This is a genomic window from Sphingobium sp. L-44 (genome assembly GCF_056859495.1).
Genome location: NZ_JBSXOQ010000096.1, coordinates 30,347 through 45,968 on the forward strand (window position 1 = coordinate 30,347; position 15,622 = coordinate 45,968).

Consider the following 15,622-nt stretch of genomic DNA (forward strand, 5'->3'; position numbering starts at 1 on the left):
TGGTCGGGGCGCCTCTGGCCGTGCGATATGACATTTTTAATTATTGTTGTGAAAATAAATAAATCGCCATAACCGGTCGTCGCTTTTCACCGATAGCGGGATCGATCATGCTATTTCCAACCCTGGACAAGGACCAGCGGCGCATCCTGCAGATGCTGCGCAAGTCCGGGCCACTGTCCCGTTCCGCGCTGGCATCCGCGCTGGAAATCAGCGGGACCGCCCTCACCCGCCTGTCGCGCGACCTGATCGGGCTCAATCTGGTGGAAGAAGTGCCGGGCGCGGAAGCACAGGGCCGCGGGCGCCCGGCCATTCCCCTGCGGCTGGCCGGCCATGGCGGCTATGCGGTCGGCGCGACGGCGCACAAGGGCTTCATCGACATCGCCCTGGTCGATTTCACCGGCGCCACCATCGCCACCCATCATGAGGCCGTTGCGCCGATCGATCCCCAGGGTTTTGCACGCAAGGTGCGGCGCATGACGCATGAACTGGTGGACCGGCACGGCCTGCTGGGACGCCGCATGCTGGGCCTGGGCGTGGCGGTGCCGGGACCATCCCTGTCGCCGGCCGGCGATCGGTGGAGCGTCGTCGACGTCCTGCCCAACTGGAGGGACGCGCCCCTGCGCGACATATTGTCCGCCGAAATGGGCTGGCCGCTGTGGATCGAGAATGACGCCAATGCCGCAGCGATCGCCGAATATTATCTGGGTGGCCTGCTGCGCGATTTCGGCACGATCGTCGTGCTGCTGCTGGGCTTCGGCATTGGCGCCGGCGTCATTGTCGACGGGCGCCTGATGCGCGGTCAATATGGCGTGGCGGGCGAGATTGGCTGCCTGTTTCCAGGGCATCTGCCGCGTCCCAGCCCGCTGGATCTGCTGGCGATGCTCCGCAGCAATGGTTGCGACCTATCCTCGGTCGCGGACATTGATTTCCATGCTGCCGACCAGGCACCGACGATCGACACCTGGCTGGACCGGGCGGCCGAGCAATTGCAGATGGTCAGCAATACCGCCTTCGCCTGGCTCGATCCAGGGGCGATCGTGCTGGCCGGCACCTTGCCATCGACCATCCTGCAGGGGCTGGCCGATCGCCTGCATCAGGCGGACCTCGTCACCACGGTCCATCATCGCCGCCCGCCGGTCAGAATATCGAACCTGCATGGATCGCCGATCACCTTCGGCGCGGCCCTGCTGCCGATCCATGCCCTGTCGGCCGAGACATAGGATCGGCGCCGGGCCGGTGATGAACGGCAATGCCGAAAACGGGCCACGACGCGGCTCCATGGCCATGAACCACAGGGTACGCGCTGCCGCCGCTATTTCACCTCATTGCGCAGGCAGGGTGCCGGGCCGCAAATAGGGGAACATGTGGGCCACATAATCGACCTTGCCTAGGTCCACGCCCTGTGCCCGCAGGATCGCGTAGGCGGTCATGATGTGGAAGTAGAATTGCGGCAACGCCCAGTCGCGGGCAAATTGACCGGCGGTGAGGTCGAAGATCATGCCCTGCGGCAGAGCATGGGCGATCGGCGCAGCCGGATCGATGGGCGGCGCATCCGCCGCCAGGCTTTCCACGATCGCAATCGTCTCGGCTATTCTTGCCTGCGCGTCGGCGATCGATCCGGGATGCTCGCCCGCGTTGCGGCCTTCATCGAGCAACTGCCCGACCAGCGGCGGGAAGGCTTCGCCGCGCAACCGGTACATGCCTTCCTGCGCCTGGACGCAGGCGAAGCGGATCTGGGTCGACAGCGGGAACATGTCCGGCGCCAGCCGCGCGCCCGGCAATGTTTCGGCCATGCCATCCTGCGTCCCGGCCTCGGCCTTGGCCAGCCAGGCCGACAAAGCGCCCAGCATCTGGACATAGGTGGGAGCAAGAATATCCGGCAGAATCATGATCTTCTCTCGTTAAGACTGATGAGCGACCCTAGCGCCGATCGGGCCGCCTTGCGATGCTTGGCTCAGCGATCCGGCACGACCTGCATGTCGTAGACCACGACCTTCTGCCACAGATGTTCGCAGGATTTGACGAAGGCCTGATGGATTTCGTGGTCCTGATAGACTTTCTGGTCGACCGCATTGTCGAAGACCATCAGTTCCGACACGTCGAAGGAGGAATCGACCACATCGCGCTTTTCGGTGCTGGCGGGCACGCCGATCTGCAGGTCGCGGATCACGGGGATCGCGCGCAACGTGCGCAGGCCGGCGATCAACTGGTCGCGATCGGCCTGGTTGCCCGGCCGCTTCAGCCAGAAGAAGACATGATGGACCAGCTTGGCCTGAACCGGGGTCGCGGCCTGTGCGGAGGCCTGTGTCGAGGACAGGGCCATGCCTGCGCCGCCCAATGCCATCATCGCCGCCAACAATTCCCTTCTGCTCGTTTCCATGATGCTCTGTCCCCTGTCGCTGAAGGGGCGGCGATCCGCGCCACCCGGTGAAGCCCTAAGTGCTGGCTGGCGCGATCGATGCGCGCTGCACCAGTTGATGGTCGAATATCTCGTCGCTGACGCGCATCCCGCCCTTGCCGAGCGCGCCGATCAGGCATTGGGTGGCGCGAAAGGCCATGTCCTCGACCGGCTGGCGGATCACGGTCAGCGGCGGCCAGACGCGCGAGGCGAGGATGGTGTCGTCGAACCCGGTGACGCTCAGATCATGGGGCAGGGTCAGCCCCATCTGTCCGGCCTGGGCGATGACGCCCGCCGCCAGATCGTCGCTGCTGCACAGGATCGCGGTCGGCCGGTCGGGTCGGGCGAGCAGCGCCTGCGCCGCCGCCATGCCCGACGCATGGTCGAACGCGCTATGCTCGACGATCAGGCTATCGTCCACGCGCAGGCCGGCACTCTGGAGGGCGGTGTAGAAGCCGTCGAGCCGGGCGGCGACCACGCTGTAATGATCGGGGCCGGCGACATAGGCGATGCGGCGATGGCCATCGGCGATGACGCGCCGGGTCAGCGCCTCCATCGCCGCCTGATTGTCGATCCGCACCGTCGATATGCCCGATAGCGGCGTGCCGGTGGCGATCGCGGCGAAGGGTACGCCGAGCGCCGGCAATATCGCCGATCCGCTCAACTGTTCGGCAAAGGGGGGGATCAGCAGCAGCGCGTCAGCGCCGCTGCGCACCAGTTCCTGGGCAATGCGTTCGGCCTCGTCCAGCGTCACGCCATCGCCGTCGCGCAGGATCAGTTGCAGCCCATTGGCGTTGGTCGCGCGCAGCGATCCGACCAGAACGGCATCGAGAAAGGGCGTGCGCCGGTTGCTGTAGATGAGGCCCACCGTCGTCGCCCGCGCCTTGGCCAGGCGACGAGCGGCGAGATTGGGGACATAGCCCAGTTCCGCGATCGCCGCCTGCACCGTCGCGACCGTGGTCGCGCTGGCGCGGCCGGCGCCGTTGATGACGTTGGATACCGTCATCGCCGATACGCCGGCCCGTTCCGCCACGGCGCGGATCGTCACGCCATTTTCCCGCCGCCGGGCCATCAGAAGCTCATCCTCATGGCCCCTGATAGCCGGTTTTGCGGCGCAGCACAGCGTCGGGAGTGGGCCGCCCCTGTCAGACCCGGCCTGCCTTCATTTCCTTGACCGCATGGTCGACCGCGCGGGCAGTCAGCGCCATGAAGGTCAGCGACGGATTGACGCAGGAGATGGAGGCCATCTGCGCGCCGTCGGTCACGAACAGATTGCTGGCATCATGCGCCTGGCTCCACTGGTTGAGCACCGATGCGCGCGGATCGGCACCCATGCGTGCGCCGCCCATTTCGTGGATGGCGTCGCCCGGCACATGTTCGCGGACCGAACTGGTGACGTTGGTCAGGCCCGCCGCACGCAGCATCTTTTCGCCCTGTTCGCGCGCGTCCGCCATCATCCGCATCTCATTGTCGCGGAAGGTGACGTTGAACTGCATCAGCGGCATGCCGAACCGGTCGGTCTTGTCGGGGCTCAGCGCGACATAATTATCCTCATAGGGCAGGCATTCGCCAAAGGCGCCCATCTGGAATTTCCAGCCGCCATATTTGCGCATGCCCTGCTTCATCGACGCGCCGAAGCCGACCGGCTTGGACGGCTCGCGATAGGCGCCGCCCTGATAGCCATAGCCGCGCTTGAAGCCGACATCTTCGCTGTCGCCATTGTTGCGGAAGCGCGGGACATAGATGGCGCCGGGGCGGCGGCCATATTCGATGAACTCCTCCATGCCGGGGATGTCGCCCTTCACGCCGACGCGGAAGATATGGTCCATGACATAGCGGCCCAGCGTCCCGCTGCTGTCGAAATGGCTTTTGCCGCTGCCCGCCGGGCGCGAGTTCATCAGGATCTGGGTCGAGGCCAGCGCTGACGCGCACAGGAACACAAGCCGCGCGGTCACGGTTTCGGCCTGTCCGGTCTTGGCATCGACGAAGCGCACGCCGCTGACCTTCTTGGTCGCCGGATCATAATCGAGGTTGGTGACGACCGCGTCGGACCGCAAGGTCAGCCGCCCGGTCGCCCGCGCAGCCGGCAGCGTGACCGCCTGGGTCGAGAAATAGGCGCCGAAGGAACAGCCATTGCCGCACTGGTTGCGCAGCTGGCATTTGGTGCGGTTCTGTTCCGGCTTGTCCTCGGTCATGTTGGACAGGCGGGCATTGATCATCTTGCGGCCGGGAAATTGCGTTTCCAGCCGCTGCTTCATCCATTTTTCCGCGATGTTCATCGGCATCGGCGGCTGGAACTCGCTGTCGGGCAGATAGGCCAGATTCTCGCGCGATCCCGATACGCCGATATATTTTTCGACATAGCTGTACCAAGGGACCAGATCCTCATAGCGGATCGGCCAGTCGCCGCCGATGCCCTCGCGCTTGTTCGCCTCGAAATCGGCCGGGCTCCAGCGGAAGCTCCAGCGGCCCCAGATCAGCGACTTGCCGCCGACCGCCGCGGGGCGGATCCAGTAGAATTTGCTGCCCGCGCCATAATCATAGGGGTTCAGGCGGTCATTATTGTAGAAGGCCTGGTTGCTGGGCGCGACATAGCCATGCTGGGCGATGAAATAATCGCTCTGCTTGAGCGGATCCGGCATGATGTTGCGGGCGGGCACCTCATAGGCGGGCTTGCCGTCATAGGTATAATCCTCGCCATGTTCGACCATATGGCCGCGGTCGAGCATCAGCACCCGCAGCCCCTTTTCCGTCAATTCCTTGGCGGCCCAGCCGCCGCTGATGCCCGAACCGATGACGATCGCATCGTACCTGTCTGTCGAAGCCATGATGTCCTCTCCTGGAGTTTTCTGTCTTGAGGCAGGTTTGTGGTCAGAAGCGCAGCGCGCGCAGCGTCTGGAAGCTCTTGGTGATGTCAGGAATATAGGGCGCGGGCGCCTGGTCATTCTCGACATAGAAATGCTGGACGCCGGCTATGGCGTTGAGCTTGAAGATCGCGCCGAAATCGACCGTGCCGCTGCCGACCGAGGTCATGCTGCGGTCCGCGCGCATATCCTTCACATGATAGGAATAGATGCGGCCGGCCAGGCTGCGGATCAGCGCCTGCGGATCCTGCCCGGCATAGATCGCCCAGTAGAGATCCAGTTCGATCTTCACCAGGTCGGGGTCGCACGCCTTCACCAGCTGGTCGAACAGGCTGACGCCGTCCGGCTTAGTGGTGAATTCGAAATCATGATTATGATAGGCAAAGCCCAGGCCCGCGGCCTTGAGCTGCGCGCCGAAGCGGTTGATGTTGACTAGCGCAGCCTTCCACGCCTCCGCATTGCGATATTTGTCGACCATATAGGGCAGGACGACGGTGCCCGCGCCCAGTGTTTTGGCCATCGCCACGCTGGCGTCGAACTTGTCGAGTAGCGCATCATAGCCGATGTGCAGCGACGGACAGGTGAGGCCCAGCCGGTCCATCGTGCTGCGGAGCAGCTTGTGGTCCATGGCGTCATAGCCGCCACCGCCAAATTCGACCTCGCGATAGCCGACCTTGGCGACCTTCTCCAAGGTGGCGACCGGATCGGCGGCGAACAGCTCGCGCACGGTGTAGAGTTGCAGGCCAACGCTGGCGATCTTGCCGGAGGCCCTGGCGGCCTGCGCGGCGAAGGGGGAGGCGGCGAGGGCGGCCAGGCCGCCGGCGCCCAGCATCATGGAACGACGGTTGAGGTTCATGCGGAATAGACCTTGTTGACCTGGGAATAGGGGAAGGCGCCGTTATATTCGCCCGGCACCGGCAGATATTCGCGTTCCTGGGTGATCCCGATCTCGGACGTGTAATAGCCCACGATCACCATCTGCCGGAACGCCTCGAAAAACTCCTCGCCCTTGGGGATCTGGTCGTTCATCGCCAGGGTCAGCAGCGCGTCATGCTGCGCGGCCGATGCCTTGGTCGCGGGGATCTTGTAATCCTGCCAGCTGCGCGCATCGATTTCGGCGAGGCCGGCGATGATCGGATCGCGATCCTCCGCCACCGACCAGTCGGCCAGCAATTTCTCGATATAGGCGGGGACGCCGGCCTCGATCGCGCCGGGCGTGTCGGTCGCCGGCAGGATGCGTTCGCACAGCGCGGTCATCAGCGCGCGCTGATCGGGCGTGAACAGTTGCAGGCTGGGTGCGCCCTGGTCGATCACGCCGGCGGCCGGCATCACCCCGGCGGCGCGCGCCAGCGGTGCGAACAGCCCGGCGCCGAACATGGCGACCATGCCCGCCAGCGCATGTCTGCGGTCCATCATTGTCCTGCTCCCTTCAGATCCTTTGCGATGGCTTCGTCCGGCAGCGGCCGGACCCAGATGTTGCGGAAGGACACGGGGCTGTCATGATCCTGCAGCTGGATCGGCGCCTTTTCCCCATGGGCCTGATATTGGGCGATCGAACGCCATTTGGTGGTGCCCAGCATCGCCTGATGATTTTGCACCAGCACGCCGTTCAGCAGCGCGGTGACATAGGCCGGGCGGACCAGGCTGCCGTCGGCGGCGAAGCGCGGCCGTTCGAAGATGATGTCATAGCTCTGCCATTCACCCGGCTGGCGCGACGGGTTCACCAGCGGCGGCTTCCAGGCATAGACCGCGCCGACCGTGCCGTCGGCATAGGTCGGGTTCTGATAGCCATCGAGGATCTGCACTTCATAGCGCTGCATGAACCAGATGCCGCTATTGCCGCGATCCTGCGAGCTTTTGGTTGGCGGATTGGGCGAGCGGAATTCCAGATGCAACTGGACGTCGCCAAATTCCTGTTTCGAGATCAGATTATTCTCGCCGCCGCTCTGGCTGCGCGGCGGGATGGTCATGATCCCCTTTTCCAGCGTCCAGGGACCGCGCTCGCCGCGCCATGCGTCGAGCGATTTGCCGTCGAACAGGATGGTTGCGTCGGACGGCGCGCCGCCGGCCTGTGCACCGCCGGCCTGTGCCGCCGGGGTGACGACGGTGGGGGCAGGGCGATCGGGATCATGGACGTGCCAGTTGCCGCCGGGCAGGATCGGCGTGTCCTTGAAACCCAGCTTGCCAGGCTTGTCTTGCGCCTGCGCCGGTGTGCCCACCAGCAGAGCCGTGGCCAGCGCGATACCCGTCCCTGCAAAGCCAGTCGGGATGATTTTCATCCTCGTCCTCCTCTCATCTTATATTTGGTCGATGGCGCGATAGGCGGCCACCAGCCGATCCTCGCCCTCGCGTCCGGCCAGCGAATTGCCATGTTCCATGCCGATCACGCCGCCATAATTGCGGCCCCGCAGCCAGCGGACGATATTGGCATAGTTGATCTCGCCGGTGCCCGGTTCCTTACGGCCGGGATTGTCGCCGAACTGGATATAGCCGACCTCCGCCCAGCAGGCGTCCAGCGTCGGGATCAGGTTCCCGGACTGGATCTGCTCATGATAGAGGTCCGCCAATATCTTGACGCCCGGACTGTTGGCGCCGCGCGCCACCGCATAGCCCTGGGCGATCGACTGCATATAGACACCGGGATGGTTGGTCCGCGTATTGAGCGGCTCCATCACCAGCGTCAGGCCGTGCGGCGCGACGATGTCGCCGGCGCGGCGCATGCAATCGATGATCCGGCCGGTCTGGATATCCTGCGGCACCTTGCGGTCCATGAAGCCGGTGACGACGGTCGCATGTTTCGCGTTGAGGCGCTTGGCGACCTCCACCGACGTGCGGATGTCGGCCAGGAAGGCTTCGCGTTCGGCATCGTCATTGCTGCCCAGCAGCGGACGGAACTCCGCCCATTTGGGCATGCTGGCAACGAACACGCCCATGGTCATGCCGCGCTGCGCCAGCGCCTTGGCCATGGCCTCCTGCTGCTCGACCGGACGCTTGCGTGCCTCATTATCCTCCCAGGCCCGAAAACCCAGGTCGGCGGCATAGGCGATCTGCTCCAGCAATCCGCCCCGGCTGGCAAAGCTGCCTTCATGCGGGGCGTAGCCGAGCGAGAAGCGGGCGGCATTGGAGGATCCCTTGCCGGCCGCAGCGGCGATGGCGGGGGTGGCAGCCGCGGCGACGCCGGCGGCGATCAGGTTTCTGCGCGACAGCTTCATGCCACGGCCTCCGCCCGGCGACCGGCGCGCCGGTCGGACAGCCAGATCAGCCCGAATACGACCAGCAGGATCAGCGGCACGAAGGCGAGGCGGGCGAAGGATTGCGACGCAGCCGCATCCTCCACCGCGCGCAGCGCCGGTCCGGTCAGGCGGGTGAAGGCTTCCGGCCCACCGGCCAGTTCCACCTTGGCCTGGTCGAACATCTCGCCCAGCCGCGGCAGCACGAAGAAGCTGGCAAGCGCGCCGGCCGAGCCGACCAGCCCCAGCGCCCAGGCGTCACCGCGCGGATAACGTTCGGCCACCGACGCCAGCATCGTCGGCCACATTGCGCATACGCCCAGGCCCCAGACGGTGGAGGCGAGGATGGCGGAGGCGGGCGACTGCGCCTGCGACAGCATGAACAGGCCGATCGCGGCGAGCAGGCTCGACACCCAGAGCAGGCCGGGGTTGGACAGGCGACCGGCGATCCGTCCGGCAAAATGGCGGAACACGAACATCAGCGCGCTGACATAGACCAGCAGCAAAATGCCGCGCATGCCGACCCGGTTGCTGAGCGCGACGTCGAGCCACTGGCCCGGCGCCAGTTCGGACGAGGCGGTCAGGAACATCGCGCCGAACCAGATGAAGAAGCTGGGGCGGCGGACCACCTCCAGCATCATGTCCTTCATCGCCCGGCTGCCGGCGGTGGCGGGCGGCGCGGGGAAGCGGGTGGTGGAGGCGATCAAAACGACACCGATGGCCGGGATATAGGCCAGCGCCATGATCGCCTGCCAGGGAAGCGCGGAGGCGAGGAACACGCCGGCAAGGCCGCCGACGATCAGCCCGCCGGGATACCAGGCGTGCAGCACGTTGAGGCGATGGGTCGTATCCTCGGGATAGAGGCGGGCGGTCAGCGGATTGATCGACGCTTCGGCAAAGCCCCAGCCGATGCCCGACAGCAGCATGCCCAGCCATACGAGGTGATAGACGGTCATGCCGGTCGCCATGCTGCCCGCGCCCACGATCAGCGTCGTGCCGATCAGGAAGGCGATGCCGCAGCCGATCAGCACGCGGCGGATGCCGATCGTGTCGAGAAAGGCGCTGACGACGAAGACGGTGATGGAAAAGCCCAGGAAGGCCGATCCCAGCGCCGCGCCGATCATCTCGCCGGCCGCGATCGGGGCGATCGGGTCGATCCATTCCGCCTTCAGGCTGCTCGCCACCGCCGCGCGGAGCGATGCGCTCATCGAGGCGGTGAACAGCGCCAGGACGCTCAGCCAGAAAAGTCTGTGCCGGTTAATCGCCGTCATGTCGGCTCCTCTCCCTTTGGTCCCGCCGGCCTTCCGGTCGGGACATGTGTCGATCGTCGGTTACGGCGTCAGCTGAGCCCCAGCCAGCGCCGGTTGTTGGCGGGATCGCCGCCCCCTGCGAAATCGTCGAAGGCCCGTTCGGGCCGGCGGATCATGTGCGCCTCGATGAAGGGGGCGCCTTCGCGTGCGCCATCCTCTGGATGTTTCAGGCAGCATTCCCATTCCAGCACCGCCCAACCGTCATAGCCATATTGGGTCAGGCGCGAGAATATGCCGGTGAAGTCGACCTGGCCGTCGCCCAGCGAACGGAAGCGACCGGGCCGGTCGATCCAGTCGGCATAGCCGCCATAGACGCCCGCGCGACCGGTCGGGTTGAACTCCGCATCCTTGACGTGGAACATCCTGATGCGGTCATGATAGATGTCGATGAACTGCAGATAGTCCACCGCCTGCAGCACGAAATGGCTGGGATCATAGAGGATATTGGCGCGCTTGTGGCCGCCGACCGCATCCAGGAAGCGCTCGAAGGTCAGGCCGTCGTGCAGATCCTCGCCCGGATGCAGTTCGTAGCAGAGGTCGATCCCCTGTTCCTCGAACGCGTCCAGGATCGGGCGCCAGCGCTTCCCCAGTTCGGCAAAGGCCTCTTCCACCAGACCCGCCGGCCGCTGCGGCCAGGGATAGACGAAGGGCCAGGCCAGCGCGCCGGAGAAGGTCGCATGCGCCTTCAGCCCCAGTCGCCGGCTGGCCACGGCGGCCAGCTTCAGCTGCTCGACCGCCCAGGCCTGCCGCTCGGCCGGCTTGCCGCGCAGTTCGGCCGGCGCGAACGCATCGAATGCCGCGTCATAGGCCGGATGAACCGCGACCAGCTGGCCCTGCAAATGGGTGGACAGTTCCGAAATCTCGACCCCGGCCTCGCGGCAGCGGCCGATCAGGTCATCGCAATAATCCTGGCTTTCCGCCGCCAGCTTGAGGTCCATGCAGCGCGGATCATTGCTGGGCACCTGAATGCCCTTATAGCCCGCCTGCGCCATCCAGCGCGCGGCATTGTCCAGATTGTCGAATGGGGCGGCATCGCCCATGAACTGCGCCAGGAAGATAGCCGGGCCGCGCATCGCGCCCTTCGCCGCCGTCATTTCACGCTCTTGAGATAGGTGATGATCGCGGCGCGCTTGGCCGGATCGGGCGTGGAAATGGGCATGCGGCTGCCGGGCACCTTCTTGGTCGGCGCGGCGAGATATTCGTCCAGCGCCTTCTCGTCCCATTTCAGCTTCGACGCCTTGAGCGCGGGGGAATAGTTGAAGCCGGCCAGGGTGCCGGCGGTGCGGCCGACGACGCCGACCAGATTGGGGCCAAGGCCGCTCTTGCCGCCGGGCTGCACGCTGTGGCAGGCGCGGCAGGCGTTGAAGGCCGGCGGCGCCGCTGGTGCGGTCTGCGCCTGGCTCGACATGGCGGGGATCATCACTGCGCCCGTTGCGAGCGCTACCAGGCCGAAGCCCATTACCCTTTTCACCCTCGACTCTCCGTCTTGTCTGTGGCTTTTATTTACCGGTAAACTGTTCCAATATGATCGGAAGATCAAGAGGCAGAATGAACGGTCTGTCGACTAATTACGAAGGAGAAGAGGATGGCGGGAAAAGCGTTGCGTCTAGGCATGGTCGGCGGTGGCGAAGGTGCCTTTATCGGGGCGATCCACCGCGCTGCCGCGGCACTGGATGGTGATTGGCGGCTGGTGGCCGGCGCCTTCAGCGGCGACACGGATCGCAACCGGCGCTCGGGCGAGGCGCTGGGAATCGATCCGGCGCGCACCTATGATTCGCTCGATGCGCTGCTGGCGGGCGAACAGGCGCTGCCGGCGGATGAGCGGATCGATGCCCTGTCGATCGTGACACCCAATCATCTCCATGCGCCGATGGCGATCGCCGCGCTGGACGCGGGTTTCCATGTCTTCTGCGAAAAGCCGATGGCGCTCGATCTAGCCGAGGCGCGCCAGATCGCCGACGCTGCCGAACGCTCGGGCCGGCATTTCGGCCTCGCCTTCACCTATAGCGGCTATCCGCTGGTGGAAGAGGCGCGGGCGCGTGTCGCGCGCGGTGATCTCGGCAAGATCAGGCTGGTGCAGGTCGAATATTCGCAAGGCTGGCTCAGCCAGGCGATCGACCGCGACGGCAACAAGCAGGCCGAATGGCGCACCGATCCGGCCCGTGCGGGCCTGGGCGGCTGCCTGGGCGACATCGGCACCCATGCCTTTCACCTAGCCGAACATGTGTCGGGCCTGCGCGTCAGCGAAATCTGCGCCGACCTCAGCATCCATGTCGAGGGACGCCGGCTCGACGACGACGTCAATGTGCTGCTGCGCCTCGACAATGGCGCGCGCGGCATCCTCAAGGCGACCCAGGTCGCGGCCGGCGACGAAAATGGCCTGAAGCTGCGCATCCATGGCGAACATGGCGGGCTGGAATGGGCGCAGATGGAACCCAACACGCTGACCCTGCGCTGGCTCGATCGGCCGGCCGAAGTGCTGCGCGCGGCCGGACCGGGCCTGCTACCCTCGACCCTGCCGCTGCTGCGCACGCCCAGCGGGCATCCCGAAGGCTATATCGAGGCGTTCGCCAATCTCTACCGCGCCTTCGCCACGCGCATCCGGGGCGGCGAAGCCTGGTTCCCGTCGGTCGGCGACGGTCTGCAAACCATGGGCTTCGTCGAAACCGTCATCGCCAATGCGGCGGGCGATGAAAAATGGACGGCGCTGCCTGGCGCATGACATGAAAGGGGAAGCGCGACTTGATCGCCGCGCTTCCCTCAATCCTCAGTGCGCGACGCCCTTCTTGGGCAGCAGCGGATTGATCGTCTGGATGCTGCCATCGGCATTGTAGCGCAGTTCCGTCACCTTGACGTTGCGCAGGCGGGTCTGGCCCGACAACTGGCTGTCGGCGTAGAAGAGCCAGGACTTGCCGCCCCATTCGACGATCGAATGGTGGGTGGTCCAGCCTTCGACCGGCTCCAGGATGCGGCCCTTGTAGGTGAAGGGGCCATAGGGGGAATCGCCGACGGCATAGACCAGATAATGGGTGTCGCCGGTCGAATAGCTGAAATAATATTTGCCATCATGCTTGTGCATCCATGACGCCTCGAAGAAGCGGCGGTCATGGTCGCCACCCAGCAGCGGCTTGCCCTTGTCGTCCAGGATCTGGATCTCGCGCGGGGTTTCGGCAAATTCCAGCATGTCGCCGTTCAGCCTGGCGACGCGCGGCGCGATCGCCGGCTTGTCATCCTGTTTCAGGTCGGTCTTCGACCCGTCTGGATCATATTTCCCGCCGATATTGCGCTGCAACTGGCCGCCCCAGATGCCGCCGAAATAGATATAGCTCTGTCCGTCGGCGTCGGTGAAGACGGCCGGATCGATCGAATAGCTGCCCTTGATCGGCTGTGGCTGCGCCTTGAACGGCCCCATCGGATCCTTCGAGGTCGCCACACCGATGCGGAAGGCGCCTTCCTTGTCCTTGGCCGGGAAGTAGAGATAATAGGTGCCATTCTTGTAGGCCGCGTCGGGCGCCCACATCTGCTTGTCGGCCCAGGGCACATCCTTCACGTCCAGCGCCACCGGCCCGACCGTCACCGGCCCGCCGATCTTGTCCATCGACAGGACATGATAGTCGCGCATTTCGAAATGGCTGCCCAGGTCATCCTCGGGCGTCGGCCCGTCAATGTCATGGCTGGGATAGACGTAGATCTTGCCGTTCCACACATGGGCGGACGGATCGGCGGTGTAGATGTCGCTGACCAGCGGTTGGGACAGATATTCGGACGCATCGCGCTTGCCGCTCGCGGCATTGCCGGTCTTCTGTTCGCCCTTCTGTTCCGGCGCCTGCTGGCAGGCGGCGAGCGCCAGTCCCAGGGCCAGCGGCCATGCGTATAGGCACATTCCGCGCTTGATCGTCATATCATCCTCTCCTTGCGATTTGCGCAATTGATAGCGTTATCATAAATCGCGTGCAACGCTGATTGGCGCCGCCCTTTCAGCGGTTGAGGCGCTGCATCACCATCGCCCGCAGGCGTCGCGCCTCCAGCGGCGTCAGCGGCGCCAACGGTCCCTGGGCATGATCGGGCAGATGGTCGCGCGCATCCTGTGCCGGTCCGAACAGATAATGGTCGAATAGCGCGCGCCAGGCCATGCGCTCAGGCTCCGGCCGCTCGCGGATGCTGAGCAGCCCGTGCAGCAGCGTCGCCATCGGCGTGTCGATGAAGTCGGGGACGGCGTCCCACCAATAGTTCATCATGATGTTGAAGCCGTCGCGCGCCTCGACCTGATGCCACCACAGCGCCGGGTAGAAGAGCGCATCGCCCGGCTCCAGTTCGGCCACCTCGCCGGCCGCCAGCGCCTGCGCAAAGCGCGGATAACGGGCCAGGTCGGGCGCGGCCGGATCGACCATGCTGACCACCTGACCGCCCGGCGTCGGCGACAGCGGGCCGGGATAGAGATTGCCGACCTGGTCGGGCGGAAACAGGGTGAAGCGGCGCCGCCCGACCAGGCAACAGGCCAGGTTGTGCGAGCTGTCATAATGGGTCGCGGCGACCGTGCGATTGCCGATCCACAGGCTGACGGTCGGCACTGCCTCGCCGAACAGGCCGGGCAGGTCATGGTCGGCGCGCAGGCCGGGGAAATAGCGGTCGACATCGGTCGACCCGATATAGATGGCCGGTCCGTCGCCACCTGGATCCGCCCGAATCCTATCGAGATAATGGGGCAGCGGCGCCTGCCCCCGATCGAAATTGAAGCCGGTCAGTTCATCATTGTAGAAGAAGCGTCCCCCGGCATCTCGCGCGCCGACATAACCGGTGACCGGCGCCCCGCCATAATCGGCCAGCAATCGGTCCATCGCCGCCTGCGCCGATTGCCGCCCGGCAGCGACCAGTGGCCAGCCATCGACCAGTCCGCCGATGACCACCGGCCTTTGCGCCGCCATCAGATCGTCGAGCCAGCTAGGCGTCAGGTCGCTGGCGGCAATCCGCCGGGTCTGGCGCAGCGTCACGCCGCCTGCCGCGTCCGCTTGCGCAGGATCAGATCCTCGATATTGGCGAGCGAGGAGCGGATCGCATAGGCCAGTTGCAACAGGCCCGCCTGATGCAGCGCCTGCAGCGTCGGACCATCCAGCGCCTCCAGCCGATCGGCATCAATGGTGAAGCGCCCTGCAATGTCATAGCGCTGCGCGTCGTCGATCGCGATGTCCAGCGCAATCGGCGCCAGCAGCCCCGCCTGTTCGAACGCCGCGAACACCGGCGCGCTCTGGCCATGGCCCTCATGGATGGTGCGCAGCGCATCGGCGACATGATCCAGATAGGGCGCATTGCCGCCATGGGGCAGGAACAGCGCTTCGCCCGCCGCGCCGACGCGCGGATCGTCCAGGTCGACATGGATCACCGGATGGTCTTCGCCGTCGCGCTGCTGCATGCCGATCAGGAAAGGGCCACGCCGATGGACGGCGGGCACATAGCGTGCGGTCCAGCCCCCGGCGTCGAGAAACAGATTTTCGTCGCGATCGAAACCCAGCAGCGCCGTGAGCTGCCAGGCACCCTGGCCATCGCGCTGGATCAGGATCGGATATTCCCGCTGGATCGCGTCGATCTCGGTCGGGAAGATCAGGGTCTGGTTGACGGCATCGCCGAAGGCAGCGCCATTGCCCGGTGCGACCCGAAGCGCGGCATGGGTGATGGGATCGAGTATCATCGTGCTGGTCATGGAATATCCGGCGTGCCGCATGAACGGGCGGCCATAGTAGGGCGTCGGCGGCGCAGGGAAAGCCCTTTGCGAGGCCCGCCCCGATGCAGTCCGCCCGACGGAATCGTGAAAGTCGGGGCCGC

At 65.3% G+C, this 15,622-nt stretch carries 16 protein-coding genes; 2 read left to right on the forward strand and 14 right to left on the reverse strand.

The annotated features are described in order from the left end of the window. The first annotated feature begins 107 nt into the window (after nt 1–107). Entirely contained in the window at nt 108–1,220 is a 1,113-nt protein-coding gene (locus AC13EK_RS14065; RefSeq protein ID WP_069336583.1) for an ROK family transcriptional regulator, read from the forward strand. Nucleotides 1,221–1,322: 102 nt separating this feature from the next. On the opposite strand, the gene AC13EK_RS14070 is transcribed toward AC13EK_RS14065, so the two are convergent. From AC13EK_RS14070 to AC13EK_RS14120, 11 genes are all read right to left on the reverse strand, one after another. Then, entirely contained in the window at nt 1,323–1,889 is a 567-nt protein-coding gene (locus AC13EK_RS14070) for a DUF1993 domain-containing protein (protein ID WP_069336584.1), read from the reverse strand. Between the two features lie 65 nt (nt 1,890–1,954). Beyond that, complete coding sequence (locus tag AC13EK_RS14075; protein WP_234792163.1) at nt 1,955–2,380, reverse strand: Dabb family protein; 426 nt, start codon at nt 2,378–2,380, stop codon at nt 1,955–1,957. Nucleotides 2,381–2,435: 55 nt separating this feature from the next. Beyond that, nucleotides 2,436–3,470 carry a LacI family DNA-binding transcriptional regulator gene (locus tag AC13EK_RS14080; protein WP_069336585.1) on the reverse strand — a complete coding sequence of 345 codons (1,035 nt, stop codon included), beginning with the start codon at nt 3,468–3,470 and terminating at the stop codon, nt 2,436–2,438. A 73-nt stretch (nt 3,471–3,543) separates the two neighbouring features. Next, nucleotides 3,544–5,226: a GMC oxidoreductase gene (locus tag AC13EK_RS14085; RefSeq protein ID WP_004209527.1), complete on the reverse strand. Its 1,683-nt coding sequence runs from the start codon at nt 5,224–5,226 to the stop codon at nt 3,544–3,546. A 43-nt stretch (nt 5,227–5,269) separates the two neighbouring features. Continuing rightward, complete coding sequence (locus tag AC13EK_RS14090; protein WP_069336586.1) at nt 5,270–6,118, reverse strand: sugar phosphate isomerase/epimerase family protein; 849 nt, start codon at nt 6,116–6,118, stop codon at nt 5,270–5,272. After that, a complete protein-coding gene (locus AC13EK_RS14095; protein WP_004209525.1) occupies nt 6,115–6,678 on the reverse strand; it encodes a gluconate 2-dehydrogenase subunit 3 family protein in 564 nt (187 codons plus the stop codon). The genes AC13EK_RS14090 and AC13EK_RS14095 overlap by 4 nt, the downstream gene beginning before the upstream one ends. Next, nucleotides 6,675–7,541: a 3-keto-disaccharide hydrolase gene (locus AC13EK_RS14100; protein ID WP_069336587.1), complete on the reverse strand. Its 867-nt coding sequence runs from the start codon at nt 7,539–7,541 to the stop codon at nt 6,675–6,677. Before AC13EK_RS14100 ends, AC13EK_RS14095 begins: the two co-directional genes overlap by 4 nt. Nucleotides 7,542–7,559: 18 nt before the next feature. After that, the gene (locus AC13EK_RS14105; protein ID WP_069336588.1) at nt 7,560–8,474 is read right to left on the reverse strand and encodes a hydroxypyruvate isomerase family protein; all 915 of its coding nucleotides are present in this window, start codon (nt 8,472–8,474) and stop codon (nt 7,560–7,562) included. Further along, a complete protein-coding gene (locus tag AC13EK_RS14110; protein ID WP_004209522.1) occupies nt 8,471–9,763 on the reverse strand; it encodes an MFS transporter in 1,293 nt (430 codons plus the stop codon). Before AC13EK_RS14110 ends, AC13EK_RS14105 begins: the two co-directional genes overlap by 4 nt. A gap of 68 nt (nt 9,764–9,831) precedes the next feature. Further along, a complete protein-coding gene (locus AC13EK_RS14115) occupies nt 9,832–10,896 on the reverse strand; it encodes a sugar phosphate isomerase/epimerase family protein (protein WP_069336589.1) in 1,065 nt (354 codons plus the stop codon). Beyond that, nucleotides 10,893–11,261, reverse strand: coding sequence for a c-type cytochrome (locus tag AC13EK_RS14120; protein WP_026109143.1), 369 nt, complete (start codon nt 11,259–11,261; stop codon nt 10,893–10,895). Before AC13EK_RS14120 ends, AC13EK_RS14115 begins: the two co-directional genes overlap by 4 nt. Before the next feature lie 126 nt (nt 11,262–11,387). Between AC13EK_RS14120 and AC13EK_RS14125 the strand changes: the two genes are divergently transcribed. After that, nucleotides 11,388–12,524 carry a Gfo/Idh/MocA family protein gene (locus tag AC13EK_RS14125; protein ID WP_069336590.1) on the forward strand — a complete coding sequence of 379 codons (1,137 nt, stop codon included), beginning with the start codon at nt 11,388–11,390 and terminating at the stop codon, nt 12,522–12,524. Between the two features lie 45 nt (nt 12,525–12,569). On the opposite strand, the gene AC13EK_RS14130 is transcribed toward AC13EK_RS14125, so the two are convergent. From AC13EK_RS14130 to AC13EK_RS14140, 3 genes are all read right to left on the reverse strand, one after another. Beyond that, nucleotides 12,570–13,703 carry a glycoside hydrolase family 43 protein gene (locus tag AC13EK_RS14130; RefSeq protein ID WP_069336591.1) on the reverse strand — a complete coding sequence of 378 codons (1,134 nt, stop codon included), beginning with the start codon at nt 13,701–13,703 and terminating at the stop codon, nt 12,570–12,572. A gap of 76 nt (nt 13,704–13,779) precedes the next feature. Further along, complete coding sequence (locus tag AC13EK_RS14135; protein WP_069336592.1) at nt 13,780–14,793, reverse strand: cupin-like domain-containing protein; 1,014 nt, start codon at nt 14,791–14,793, stop codon at nt 13,780–13,782. Beyond that, entirely contained in the window at nt 14,790–15,500 is a 711-nt protein-coding gene (locus AC13EK_RS14140) for a SapC family protein (RefSeq protein ID WP_069336593.1), read from the reverse strand. The genes AC13EK_RS14135 and AC13EK_RS14140 overlap by 4 nt, the downstream gene beginning before the upstream one ends. Nucleotides 15,501–15,622 lie beyond the last annotated feature (122 nt).

Excerpts from the sequence above, each read along its gene's own strand:
- AC13EK_RS14095 (WP_004209525.1), bottom strand. The coding sequence starts at position 6,678 with ATGATGGACCGCAGACATGCGCTGGCGGGCATGGTCGCCATGTTCGGC.
- AC13EK_RS14140 (WP_069336593.1), bottom strand. The coding sequence starts at position 15,500 with ATGACCAGCACGATGATACTCGATCCCATCACCCATGCCGCGCTTCGG.
- AC13EK_RS14115 (WP_069336589.1), bottom strand. The coding sequence starts at position 10,896 with ATGACGGCGGCGAAGGGCGCGATGCGCGGCCCGGCTATCTTCCTGGCG.
- AC13EK_RS14080 (WP_069336585.1), bottom strand. The coding sequence starts at position 3,470 with ATGGCCCGGCGGCGGGAAAATGGCGTGACGATCCGCGCCGTGGCGGAA.
- AC13EK_RS14090 (WP_069336586.1), bottom strand. The coding sequence starts at position 6,118 with ATGAACCTCAACCGTCGTTCCATGATGCTGGGCGCCGGCGGCCTGGCC.
- AC13EK_RS14070 (WP_069336584.1), bottom strand. The coding sequence starts at position 1,889 with ATGATTCTGCCGGATATTCTTGCTCCCACCTATGTCCAGATGCTGGGC.
- AC13EK_RS14065 (WP_069336583.1), top strand. The coding sequence starts at position 108 with ATGCTATTTCCAACCCTGGACAAGGACCAGCGGCGCATCCTGCAGATG.
- AC13EK_RS14100 (WP_069336587.1), bottom strand. The coding sequence starts at position 7,541 with ATGAAAATCATCCCGACTGGCTTTGCAGGGACGGGTATCGCGCTGGCC.
- AC13EK_RS14130 (WP_069336591.1), bottom strand. The coding sequence starts at position 13,703 with ATGACGATCAAGCGCGGAATGTGCCTATACGCATGGCCGCTGGCCCTG.
- AC13EK_RS14110 (WP_004209522.1), bottom strand. The coding sequence starts at position 9,763 with ATGACGGCGATTAACCGGCACAGACTTTTCTGGCTGAGCGTCCTGGCG.
- AC13EK_RS14085 (WP_004209527.1), bottom strand. The coding sequence starts at position 5,226 with ATGGCTTCGACAGACAGGTACGATGCGATCGTCATCGGTTCGGGCATC.
- AC13EK_RS14125 (WP_069336590.1), top strand. The coding sequence starts at position 11,388 with ATGGCGGGAAAAGCGTTGCGTCTAGGCATGGTCGGCGGTGGCGAAGGT.
- AC13EK_RS14105 (WP_069336588.1), bottom strand. The coding sequence starts at position 8,474 with ATGAAGCTGTCGCGCAGAAACCTGATCGCCGCCGGCGTCGCCGCGGCT.
- AC13EK_RS14075 (WP_234792163.1), bottom strand. The coding sequence starts at position 2,380 with ATGGAAACGAGCAGAAGGGAATTGTTGGCGGCGATGATGGCATTGGGC.
- AC13EK_RS14120 (WP_026109143.1), bottom strand. The coding sequence starts at position 11,261 with ATGGGCTTCGGCCTGGTAGCGCTCGCAACGGGCGCAGTGATGATCCCC.